The following is a 12,149-nucleotide window of genomic DNA, read 5'->3' as shown; positions in this document are numbered from 1 at the left end:
GAATCTAATTTTATTAAAACCGCTTTACATAATCAAACTACGCTCACAATTTGTTTGATACTGTATGGATGGAACTTAATACAAGTAGGATTCTGCGTTTTATCTAAAAAGCTTACTGCAACAGATAAATTGAGCAGTTTTTCACCATCCCCTTTCGGTTCGCTCGTTTTGAGCGTAAAACGTTCAGGTTGGTTCCCAAAATATGTATTTTTTATTCTTGCTAACCATTCTGCAGCGGTTTCATTGGGTAAAAATGGAACAACCACCTCAATGTGCTCCCAGGTTTCCTGCGGATAATGTTTATCTTTTGGGAAAGGTAATTCCACCACATCGACCTCTTGTTGCGCCAAACGCAAAGGCTCATGTAACTGAATCAAATAAATCACTCTACCGTTAATCAGGTTATCGCTCAACACCGAGCCATACGCTAACAATCGGGTTAACCACGCATTTGCCGTTTGTTCGTAATTCACACGCAATGACAGATGATCGATTTCATATTGGCTAAGATCTAAATGAATCTCCGCGGCAAGCGCCTGAATTTTTTGTTCAAAATCCTGAAAATCAGCCAAAAATGCGGTCTGATTTTGAAACATTTCGTGGGGCAAATGACACGACATAATTTTCCTTTTTGGCTTTTCTGAAAAGTGAAAGAACGGTATTATATCCGCTATTTTTATCCCTCAAAAGAATTTAAGGTTCAGTCGTGAATATTCAATCTATTTTATCTGAAAAAATTAAACAGGCGATGATCGCTGCCGGTGCCGACGCACAATGTGAAGCCCTCGTTCGCCAATCGGGCAAAGTGCAATTTGGTGACTATCAAGCTAACGGCATCATGCCCGCTGCCAAAAAATTGGGTTTAAACCCACGTGAATTTGCTCAAAGCGTATTAGACAAAGCCGAATTACAAGACATTGCAGAAAAAACGGAAATTGCCGGTCCGGGATTTATTAATATTTTTCTAAAAAACACTTGGCTGGCAGAAAATATTAACCGTGCTGTGCAAGATCCGAAATTAGGTGTACACAATCCGGAAAAACAAACGGTCGTGGTGGACTATTCCTCCCCAAACGTTGCCAAAGAAATGCACGTGGGACATTTGCGTTCAACCATTATCGGTGATGCCGTCGTACGCACACTGGAATTTTTAGGTAACCACGTTATCCGCGCGAACCATGTGGGCGACTGGGGAACGCAATTCGGTATGCTCATTGCCTATTTGGAAAAAATGGAAAACGAACATGCCAGTGAAATGGAATTGAGCGATTTAGAAGCCTTTTATCGCGCAGCCAAAAAACATTATGACGAAGATCCGGTATTTGCCGAAAAAGCCCGTAATTACGTGGTGAAATTACAAAGTGGCGATGAATATTGCCGAACCATGTGGCAAAAACTGGTGAAGATCACGATGCAACAAAACCAACACAACTACGATCGTCTCAACGTGACCTTAACAGACAAAGATGTGATGGGTGAAAGCTTGTATAATCCAATGTTGCCTAGCATTGTTGAAGATCTGAAAAAACAAGGTTTGGCTGTAGAAGATGACGGCGCATTAGTGGTTTATTTGGATGAATTCAAAAATAAAGATGGCGATTCAATGGGCGTTATTGTGCAGAAAAAAGACGGTGGCTTCCTTTACACTACCACTGACATTGCCGCCGCGAAATACCGTTACGAAACCTTAAAAGCTCAGCGTGCATTAGTCTTCTCCGATACGCGTCAAAGCCAACATATGCAACAAGCTTGGCTGATTACTCGTAAAGCAGGCTATGTGCCGGATAGCTTCCAACTCGAACACAAAAACTTCGGCATGATGTTAGGCAAAGACGGCAAACCATTCAAAACCCGTAGTGGCGACACCGTGAAACTGGCCGATTTATTAGACGAAGCCATTGAACGTGCCGGCGTATTAATTTCGCAAAAATCCACCGCACTTTCTGAGCAAGAAAAAGCGGATGTCATTGAAGCCGTTGGTATCGGTTCGGTGAAATATGCGGACTTATCGAAAAACCGCACCACGGATTATGTGTTCGACTGGGACAATATGTTGAGCTTTGAAGGCAACACCGCGCCTTATATGCAATATGCCTACACCCGTATTCGTTCGATTTTCAATCGTAGCCAAATTGCCCTAAGCGAAGTGGAACAAGCCCAATTAAGCATTACAGATGAAAAAGAACGTGCTTTGGCAATCAAATTATTGCAATTTGAAGAAGCGGTTCAAGTGGTCGGAAAAGACGGTACACCGCATGTGCTTTGCGCTTATTTATACGAATTAGCCGGTGCATTCTCTTCTTTCTACGAGAATTGCCCGATTTTAAATCACGACGATCAGCAAGTGAAACTCAGTCGCTTAAAACTGGCGTTGTTAACAGAAAGAACGCTAAAACAAGGATTGGATTTACTCGGCATTAAAACTGTCGAGAAAATGTAATCTCATTAATAAATCACATCCCGCTTTTTATGGCGGGATTTTTTTATGCTTAAAACCATGCCATCAAGACGGAGAAAAATTGGGTAAAAAAAAGTGCCTCACAGGAGGCACTACTCGGAAAGCAAAATATGTTTGGCTATTTGTATAGCACTTATTTTTGTTAGGGCTAAGGATAGCAACATGACATTATAAAGCAAACGGTTATTTGTAATTTTGTGAACTAACTCACGGTTTTACATCAATTTATTCTCTGATAAGTAAAGCCGCTATAAACAGAAAGTGCGGTCGAAATTCAAAACGTTTTGTAAATCGACCGCACTTTGTATGCTTAATATTATCGAGTGATATCAATATAAACTACTGCCCCATTGACATCACCAGTAAGAATAACATTGAAGCCACCTGTTCTTCCGGAATCTCTTTTCCGTTTAATTTAAGCTCACCTTTTTCTAGCACAAGATCGAGTTTAACGGATTTTCCGTCCTCAACCAGAATACCTTGCTGCACACTATTTTTAACGCCTAAATTAACTTGTTCTGTTGCCACTTTAGTTGCGTGTTCTTTATCAAGTTGGTCTAACTGCAATATCACCGCTGCTTCCTCAATTAGCGCCTCTTTATTAGCATCCACTTTGAAAATAAAGTGGTTGAACAAACTGAAAATCTTTCCTTGGCTGATAGCATTTTCAAAATCAGCACTTGCCATAGAAATATCTAAATTGGAAGCTAGCTTACCGGCTTTATTGTTAAGTGTCGGATTAAAAATAAACTGCGGTTGAGAATCAATGAATTTTCTCATGATCCGCACTTCCTCATCACTCAATTCATCATGCGGTTGTTTAGCAGAATCGTTATAAACTTGAATTAATTGGTTAAGGATCTCACCATCAATGTGGTTTAACGCCATATCAACGGTTAAATCTCCTAAATCAGCATCACGGACAGAAATTCCGCTAAACACAATTTTTGCACCGGAATCTAAGATTTTATCTTTTCTCACCGTGTCAAAATCCATTTTCCAATCTTTAACACCAAAGCTATTTAACTTGCCTTGCTCATCCGTACCGTTGATTTTAATAGCCCCGCCGGAGATAAATTGTTTGCCTGTCGCAAGGTAATCCCATTCCGGAATATGCTCGTAATTAGCGTCAATTTTTACTTTCTCAAATTCAATGCCGCTTTTTTTGTCAAATTCGTTGTAGGCGAGCTTATCAAGTTCCAGATCCAATTTATTGATGCCTTCGCGCACAAAACCGAATGTCAAATCAAGTCCGCTAGCTGCCAAGATACCATCGTCCATAGCCGCCTCAAACGGCACCAATTCGACTTTGGCATCACCACTTTGGCTATAACTGACCGACGTCGTTACGCTAATCGGGGTTTTGCCTTTGGTTGCATCAAACCAAGGCGTGGTGGTCTCGTTTTTGGTAATTTGATCCACGCTGGAAAACATTTGGGGCGCCAAATTGAAATGACTCAGTTGATTCAACGGCAATGGGCCATGATATAACGTACCTTCAAACGGCAACGTCCAAGTTTTACTCGGATCATCAAGTTTCGTTACAAGCACTTCATATTTGGTTTTGGAGCTAAACAAACCGCGTTCAAAATAAACATTATCAAATCGAACATCCAAGCCTAAAGAATACGCAGATTGATTAATATCTTTATTGGCAAGCTGAATTTGTCGAGCAAATTCCGTCTCCGCTACTTTCCCGGTGTACCAAGCACCACCGGTCCAAGCCGCGCCTAATGCTACAATAACGCCCAATGCTAACGCTGATTTTTTCATACTCTTTGTCCTTAATGAATAAATAAGAAGGTGAAACAACGTGGCTAATTTAACACGAATTTAGTTCTTTAGAAAAAAGATCACGAAATTTTTATTCTCCTCTTGAATCTCTTATTTTTATCCTCATTTTACAAAGCGAATCAGGATTGAACTGCCAAGGTGCCTTTCTCATAATACGTTTTGGTAACGCTAGTGAAGAAAATCCATCTGATTTTTGAACCGCACTTTGCAGTGCATTGAAAAAATTTTTAAATAAATGCCTTGAAATGCAAAATTCAATCCACATTTTATAATCCGTAAATCGTTACACCGAATTTAAAATTTCATTAGGAGAAAACAAATGGGAAAAATTATTGGTATTGACTTAGGTACAACAAACTCTTGTGTGGCAGTTATGGATGGCGATAAACCGCGCGTGATTGAAAACGCAGAAGGCGATCGCACCACCCCGTCAATTATTGCTTATACAAATGATAACGAAACGTTAGTCGGTCAACCGGCAAAACGCCAAGCGGTGACTAACCCGAAAAACACCTTATTTGCCATCAAACGTTTAATCGGCCGTCGTTTTGAAGATGCTGAAGTAAAACGTGATATCGACATCATGCCATTTACTATTACAAAAGCCGATAATGGCGATGCATGGGTTGAAGTGAAAGGCGACAAACTAGCACCTCCGCAAATTTCTGCCGAAGTATTGAAAAAAATGAAAAAAACGGCCGAAGATTTCTTGGGCGAACCGGTTACTGAAGCGGTTATTACCGTGCCTGCCTACTTTAACGATGCGCAACGTCAAGCAACCAAAGATGCAGGTCGTATCGCAGGCCTAGAAGTTAAACGTATCATCAACGAGCCTACTGCAGCCGCACTAGCTTACGGCTTAGATAAAGGTCAAGGTAACAAAACTATCGCGGTTTACGACTTAGGGGGCGGTACATTCGACTTATCTATCATCGAAATTGATGAAGTGGGTGGCGAAAAAACCTTTGAAGTGTTGGCAACCAACGGTGATACTCACTTAGGGGGTGAAGACTTCGATAACCGTGTGATCAACTATTTAGTCGATGAATTCCAAAAAGAACAAGGCATTGACTTACGCAAAGATCCACTTGCAATGCAACGTTTAAAAGAAGCCGGTGAAAAAGCAAAAATTGAGCTTTCTTCCGCACAACAAACCGATGTAAATCTTCCTTACATCACAGCGGATGCAACCGGTCCTAAACACTTAAACATCAAGTTGACTCGTGCGAAATTAGAATCCTTAGTGGAAGATTTAGTGGCGAAATCCCTTGAGCCGGTAAAAGTTGCATTAAACGATGCCGGATTAACAGCGTCTCAAATTGATGATGTTATTCTCGTGGGCGGTCAAACCCGTATGCCATTAGTACAACAAAAAGTAGAAGAATTCTTCGGCAAAGCACCACGTAAAGACGTGAACCCGGATGAAGCTGTTGCAATTGGTGCAGCGGTACAAGGTGGTGTGTTAGCCGGTGATGTGAAAGACGTATTGTTGTTAGACGTTACCCCATTATCATTAGGTATCGAAACCATGGGTGGTGTGATGACCACTTTAATTGAGAAAAACACGACGATTCCAACCAAAAAATCGCAAGTGTTCTCAACTGCGGAAGATAACCAAAGTGCGGTAACCATTCATGTGTTACAAGGTGAACGTAAACAGGCTTCTGCCAATAAATCTTTAGGTCAATTCAACCTTGAAGGCATCAACCCGGCACCACGCGGTATGCCACAAATTGAAGTAACCTTCGACATCGATGCAGACGGTATCATCCACGTTTCTGCGAAAGACAAAGGCACAGGTAAAGAACAACAAATCACCATTAAAGCATCTTCCGGTTTAAGTGATGAAGAAATTCAACAAATGGTACGCGATGCTGAAGCGAACGCGGAGTCTGACCGTAAATTTGAAGAATTAGTACAAGCTCGCAACCAAGCAGATCACCTTGTACACAGCACCCGCAAACAATTAAGTGAAGCCGGTGACAATGTACCAGCAGCAGATCGTGCCGCTATCGAAAGCGCATTAAGCGACTTAGAAGCTGCAGCAAAAGGCGAAGACAAAGCAGTGATTGAAGCCAAACTTCAAGCCCTTGCCGAAGTTGCACAAAAACTTGCACAAACAGCACAACCGCAAGGTGAGCCACAACAAGCGCAAAGCAACGGCAAACCAAATGATGATGTTGTGGATGCTGAGTTTGAAGAAGTGAAAGATAATAAGTAGTTTCACTCTCACTAAAATAAAAGGGCGTAGCAATACGCCCTTTTGGTGTATTCATCAACCACAATTTTTTCTGACTTTATTTAAAAAAGTGAAGTCAGAAAAAATAAACCAGGAGAACAAATGGCGCTAAAACTCTACCCAATCGTACAACAACGCTTAAATAACAACATAGCAAATAAGATCATCCCAACCCTTTGGCAAAACAATTTCGATAGACTGCCACAAGGTCACTATTGTTATGGCATTTATTTTAATTATGCTGCGAATTACCAATCAGACTATGATTTTGCGATTGCAAGTGAAGCAGTATTAGAGACTGATATCCCGGTGATTGAAATTGAAGATTTGAGTTTCTACGAAGTTTTTCGCTGTAAAATAGATGAAATTTATCAAACATGGCAACTGATCTGGAAAAAAGAACAACAAGGTTTACTTAAGCGGGCTTATTCGGTGGATTTTGAAAAATACCACCCTGATGGTTTAGTAGAAATTTATATCGCCATTGCACCACATTGCTAAGCCCAAAGTGCGTAAAATTTTATAAAAAATGACCGCACTTTAAGGTCATGTGGCGATAATGTGTTCCGCATCAGGACAATCTGCGGTTTTTTATGCAATGTTGAATATTTTAGAAGTCGACGATCACTTTATTTCTTCCTCTGCAGCAAAATAAGGGCATTCAAGACAGGTAATTCAGCCTGCCTCTTTGAACAACAACATATCGTAACAGAAATATGAACGGCTCATTTTGGTTTGTTGATTTTCATTTGGCTATATACAAACGAAAATAAGCTGGGTCATACCTTAATAAATTCATGTGTTGGCTCTTGATATTTCTGCCTTTGACATCATTTTGGTGTTTAAAACTATTGTTCATATAATACAATACATAATCATAGAAGTAGCATTTGATATTTTAAACGGAAAATTGAAACATTATGGCAAAACAAGACTACTACGAACTTCTCGGCGTTTCTAAATCCGCCGATGAAAAGGAAATTAAGCGAGCCTATAAAAAGCTTGCTATGCAATATCACCCGGACAGAACTCAAGGTGATAAAGCGAAAGAAGAAAAATTTAAAGAAATCCAAGAAGCCTATGAAGTCCTTAGCGATAAGCAAAAACGGGCCAACTATGATCAATACGGACATGCCGCATTTGAACAAGGTTTTGGTGCCGGCGGTGGTGGTTTTGGCGGTGCAGATTTCGGCGATATTTTTGGCGATATGTTCGGGGATATCTTCGGTGGCGGCGGACGTGGTCGCCAACGTGTTGTGCGTGGTGATGATTTACGCTATGACCTAGAAATCACCCTTGAAGAAGCCGTCAAAGGCACGACAAAAGACATTAAAATTCATACGCTTGCCCCTTGCGAAACTTGTCATGGCTCTGGCGCTGAAGCCGGTTCAAAAGTGGAAACCTGTCCACATTGTCACGGAGCTGGCCGCTTACGCCGCCAACAAGGTTTCTTTGTGACGGAACAACCTTGTCATTTCTGTCATGGGACCGGTAAGAAAATTGAGAAACCGTGTAAAACTTGCCATGGTGACGGCAGAGTGAATAAACCGAAAAACCTTTCCGTAAAAATCCCGGCAGGTGTGGATACAGGAAATCAATTACGCTTATCAGGCGAAGGCGCAGCAGGTGAAAATGGCGCACCGGCAGGCGATTTATATGTTGTAATCCATGTGAAAGAGCATCACATTTTTGAGCGTGATGGCAGCAACCTTTATTGTGAAGTGCCGATTAGCTTCACTATGGCTGCTCTTGGTGGTGAAATTGAAGTGCCAACATTGGATGGACGCGTTAAATTAAAAATTCCGGAAGAGACCCAAACCGGCAAATTATTCCGTATGCGTGGCAAAGGCGTTACCTCACGAGGCGGTTATGCCGGTGATTTAATCTGTCGAATTGTGGTAGAAACACCGGTAAAACTCAACGAAGAACAAAAAGCATTGCTACGGAAGCTTGAAGAAAGCTTAGAAGGGCAAACCAAACAGCGCCCGAAATCCTCTAGCTTCCTCGATGGTGTAAAACGCTTCTTTGATGATTTAACGAAGTAAAGTTAACAAAATCTAACACCAAAGTGCGGTAGAAATACTTAGAATTTCTACCGCACTTTTTAATCATAAAAACTCAGGAACAAAAAAAGACCGACATTATGTCGGTCTTTTTAATGAGTATTAACTCAAATTAGAAGTGTACACGTAAACCTGCACCGTAGATATTTTCGTTGGTACGTTGACCAAGGTTATCTTTTTCAGTTGCACGAGTATATTGTACATAAGGAACTACATTTTTGTGAAGTTTGTAATCAACAACCGCAATATAATGGTTTTTGATAGTTTTACCGTCATCTTGCGCTGTCGCTGCTGCAGTATCATATTTCTTACTCAAACGTTCCCATTGTAAACCAAATGTCGTAGGAATACCTGTAAGACCATTTAAGTCATATTTAGCTTCTAAGAAAATATACTTAGATTTGTTATTATCATCTTGAGTTCTATATTTATGAACACCTTGACCATAAGCAGCACCTAATTTCAAGTCTTGCAATTGATAATGAGTTGCTAAGACCCAAGTATGATTTTTTTGGTTAGTTTCAGAGCTTGCTTGAGTATCATATTGATCTACTGTATAAACTGCAGCGGCATCAACTTTGTGGTTATCAGCAATTTCGTAGTTATAAAATGCACCAACTTGGTAACCATTTTTATAATTTTTTGCAGTGTGTTTCTCAGCATTACCGAACAAGTAATCTACACCGAAACTAAAGCCACCAAATTCATCAGAACGGAATTGAACAGATTTGTCTGAACGAGTTGTTAATGGGTTTAATGCTCCAGAATCATAGTATAAGCTATCGCCCACAACATCATCAGCTGTGGTTGATTGACGACCAAAGCTTAATTTACCTACATTTTCAAAGCCTAAACCAACAAATAATTTACGGGTTGTTGGGTCACCAAAGTTATTATTTGATGCTTCTTTGTTTTTAAGTGCATCTCTTTCAAAACGCAATTCATAACCTGCAAATGCAGATAAACCATTTTCTAATGCTTTAGATGCTTTGATATTAATACGGGAACCATCGTTAACTAAATTACCACGTTGGTTTTCACCTAATTTACCTAAGAAAATACGAATTGAACCACCAAGTTCAACTTTAGTACCATCTTGGTTGTAAACTGTTGCTGCACTTGAAGTGCCTGCTGCTGCTAAAGCAGCGATTGCTAATGCGATTACTGTCTTTTTCATAATCTTCATTCCTTTTCAGAACTTTACTTGTTATTAAGGTAAATTTGAACTTTTCAAATTGCGAATAGTCCAAGCTACTTCTTTTGAAGTGGTTAAATCTTGCCAAAGAAAAATTAGACCGTCAATAAAAAGTTCAATTTTTTCTCCCCATTTTCTGACACAGATCACATTTTTCCACGTCAATTTACGAAAAAACATTTTTAAATTGCATTTAATCGTTTAAATCCGGCATTTAAATCTTCAATTAAATCATCAACATCTTCCAAACCAACATGAATACGAATCAACGTTCCCTCTAATTTACGTGAAATATTCGGGCGAATTTTGGCAATTTCTTCCGGTTGATTACAAAGAATAAGTGATTCGAAGCCGCCCCAAGAATACGCCATCGTAAATAATTCAAAATGGTCCATAAATGCTTCCAGCTGTTGTTGAGTAAGCCTTTGTTTTAATTCAAATGAAAATAGGCCACTTGCCCCAAGAAAATCTCGTTGGAAAAATACATGCCCCGGGCAACTTGGCAATGCTGGATGATATACCGCTTTGACTTCAGGTTGCTGTGCCAACCATTGTGCCACTTTTATGCTATTTTCCTCATGTTGTTTTAATCGAATACCCAACGTACGCAAACCTCGAGCTGTCGTATAAGCGCTATCAGCATCTACCATTTGTCCCATTAAATAGGAATGCTCACGCAATTTATCCCAACAACGCGCATTAGACACGGCGGTACCGATCATCACATCAGAATGCCCTACTAAATATTTTGTTCCCGCCTGGATAGAAATATCAATATCATGTTCTAAAGCTTTAAAAAGGACACCGCCGCCCCACGTATTGTCAATCATAATCACGATATCCGGATTAACTTTTCGAACAGCTTTTACAATGGCGGGAATATCGGGCACTTCCATGGTTAACGAACTCGGCGATTCAAGGAATAAGACTTTGCTATTCGGTTGAACTAACCGGGCTATATCTTCGCCAATCATCGGATCATAATATGTGGTTGTTATCCCCATTTTTTTCAGAATGATATTGCAAAAGTCCTGTGTCGGTTCATAAGCTGCGCCGGTCATTAATACGTGATCACCGGATTGCACAAAGGACAGAATACTGTTTGTCACAGCAGCTGCACCACAAGGATATAAATAACAACCTGCACCGCCTTCTAATTCACACATCGCATCTTGCAAAGCAAAATGTGTCAACGTGCCGCGTCTGCCATAAAAAAGCTCACCTTTTGCTCTATTAATCGTGGCGTGTTTTTTATCGGCTAAGCAATCAAAAACCAAAGAAGAAGCACGCTGTACCACCGGATTCACAGAACCTTGGGTATAACGTTTTTTTCTACCCGCATGAACTAATGCGGTTGCAAGAGATTTTTCTGACATGATGACATCCTATAAAACAATAAAAAATCAAGTAAAAGTGCGGTCGTTTTTACCGTTAAAAATATTAACGCTAAATTCTTATCATCACTAGCTTCTTTTTAAATCAAATTTCTAAATTGGCATTTTAAAAGAGGTGAATCTGATTTAGAATAAACGCACCATTCACCTCTAGCAAAAATGAATCATGAAACTTAATATTCCCATTTTTCTTACGATTTTTCGTGTTATTTTGATTCCTTTCTTTGTTATTACCTTTTATTTGCCTTTCGATTGGGCACCTTTCTTAACTACTCTGCTTTTCTTCATTGCCGGTGTCACCGATTGGCTTGACGGTTACTTAGCAAGAAAATGGAAACAAACTACCCGATTCGGTGCCTTTTTGGATCCTGTTGCAGATAAAATCATGGTAGTCGCAGGCTTGGTATTGGTGGTGGAATATAACCATACTTTTTGGATTACGATTCCGGCAATCGTGGTCATTTCACGAGAAATTATTATTTCTGCCTTACGTGAATGGATGGCTGAATTAGGTAGCCGTAGTAAAGTTGCTGTATCTTGGCTAGGCAAAGTAAAAACCACATCCCAAATGCTCGCATTAGGCGGATTATTATGGCGTTATAACACTGCGATGGAAATCATTGCCATCATTCTTCTTTATGTTGCTGCAATTTTAACAATTTGGTCTATGTTGCAATATTTGAATGCGGCTAAAGACAGCTTACTAGAAGACTTACGTAAATAAAGTGCGGTCGTTTTTAACCCTATTTTTATTTTGTGTATTTTGAAAGTTGAATTTTTTTTAAGCAGTTAAATAATTTTTTTAAATTTCTATTTGACTCACAATCATAAATGAGTAAAATGCACTCCGTTGTTTAGCACTGCTAAATGATGACGCGGGAATAGCTCAGTTGGTAGAGCACGACCTTGCCAAGGTCGGGGTCGCGAGTTCGAGCCTCGTTTCCCGCTCCAAGCCCGAGTGGTGGAATCGGTAGACACAAGGGATTTAAAATCCCTCGCCTTTCGA

10 protein-coding genes and 1 tRNA gene are annotated in these 12,149 nt (G+C 40.1%); 6 read left to right on the top strand and 5 right to left on the bottom strand.

Features of this window, described 5'->3' with window-relative positions:
* Positions 1 to 32: 32 nt before the first annotated feature.
* Entirely contained in the window at positions 33 to 620 is a 588-nt protein-coding gene (locus ACO5E4_RS01820; RefSeq protein ID WP_485861867.1) for a VOC family protein, read from the bottom strand.
* A gap of 86 nt (positions 621 to 706) precedes the next feature.
* Between ACO5E4_RS01820 and argS the strand changes: the two genes are divergently transcribed.
* On the top strand, positions 707 to 2,440 hold the full coding sequence (gene argS, locus ACO5E4_RS01815; protein WP_485861866.1) for an arginine--tRNA ligase: 1,734 nt from the start codon (positions 707 to 709) through the stop codon (positions 2,438 to 2,440).
* Between the two features lie 357 nt (positions 2,441 to 2,797).
* Here argS and ACO5E4_RS01810 read toward each other — a convergent pair whose 3' ends face one another.
* Both ACO5E4_RS01810 and ACO5E4_RS01805 read right to left on the bottom strand, forming a co-directional pair.
* Positions 2,798 to 4,231, bottom strand: coding sequence for a YdgA family protein (locus ACO5E4_RS01810; protein ID WP_485861865.1), 1,434 nt, complete (start codon positions 4,229 to 4,231; stop codon positions 2,798 to 2,800).
* A 91-nt stretch (positions 4,232 to 4,322) separates the two neighbouring features.
* Positions 4,323 to 4,517, bottom strand: coding sequence for a hypothetical protein (locus ACO5E4_RS01805; protein WP_485861864.1), 195 nt, complete (start codon positions 4,515 to 4,517; stop codon positions 4,323 to 4,325).
* Positions 4,518 to 4,571: 54 nt separating this feature from the next.
* Here ACO5E4_RS01805 and dnaK point away from each other — a divergent pair, with 54 nt between their 5' ends.
* The 3 genes from dnaK (at position 4,572) to dnaJ (ending at position 8,536) form a co-directional block, all read left to right on the top strand.
* Positions 4,572 to 6,473, top strand: a complete 1,902-nt coding sequence (dnaK, locus tag ACO5E4_RS01800) for a molecular chaperone DnaK (RefSeq protein ID WP_314953312.1) — start codon at positions 4,572 to 4,574, stop codon at positions 6,471 to 6,473.
* A 120-nt stretch (positions 6,474 to 6,593) separates the two neighbouring features.
* Complete coding sequence (locus tag ACO5E4_RS01795; RefSeq protein WP_485861863.1) at positions 6,594 to 6,992, top strand: GyrI-like domain-containing protein; 399 nt, start codon at positions 6,594 to 6,596, stop codon at positions 6,990 to 6,992.
* Positions 6,993 to 7,411: 419 nt separating this feature from the next.
* The gene (gene dnaJ / locus ACO5E4_RS01790) at positions 7,412 to 8,536 is read left to right on the top strand and encodes a molecular chaperone DnaJ (protein WP_454905294.1); all 1,125 of its coding nucleotides are present in this window, start codon (positions 7,412 to 7,414) and stop codon (positions 8,534 to 8,536) included.
* A gap of 130 nt (positions 8,537 to 8,666) precedes the next feature.
* Here dnaJ and ACO5E4_RS01785 read toward each other — a convergent pair whose 3' ends face one another.
* Together ACO5E4_RS01785 and metC are read right to left on the bottom strand one after the other, a co-directional pair.
* Positions 8,667 to 9,731, bottom strand: coding sequence for a porin (locus ACO5E4_RS01785; RefSeq protein WP_485861862.1), 1,065 nt, complete (start codon positions 9,729 to 9,731; stop codon positions 8,667 to 8,669).
* A gap of 200 nt (positions 9,732 to 9,931) precedes the next feature.
* Positions 9,932 to 11,125, bottom strand: a complete 1,194-nt coding sequence (gene metC, locus ACO5E4_RS01780) for a cystathionine beta-lyase (RefSeq protein ID WP_485861861.1) — start codon at positions 11,123 to 11,125, stop codon at positions 9,932 to 9,934.
* 184 nt (positions 11,126 to 11,309) lie between these two features.
* On the opposite strand from metC, the gene pgsA reads away from it, so the two are divergent.
* Both pgsA and ACO5E4_RS01770 read left to right on the top strand, forming a co-directional pair.
* Positions 11,310 to 11,867 carry a CDP-diacylglycerol--glycerol-3-phosphate 3-phosphatidyltransferase gene (gene pgsA / locus ACO5E4_RS01775; protein ID WP_109858983.1) on the top strand — a complete coding sequence of 186 codons (558 nt, stop codon included), beginning with the start codon at positions 11,310 to 11,312 and terminating at the stop codon, positions 11,865 to 11,867.
* A gap of 151 nt (positions 11,868 to 12,018) precedes the next feature.
* Positions 12,019 to 12,094 (top strand) — tRNA-Gly (locus ACO5E4_RS01770).
* Positions 12,095 to 12,149 lie beyond the last annotated feature (55 nt).

Source organism: Aggregatibacter sp., from assembly GCF_057314075.1.
This window is presented reverse-complemented; position numbering and strand designations above follow the sequence as displayed.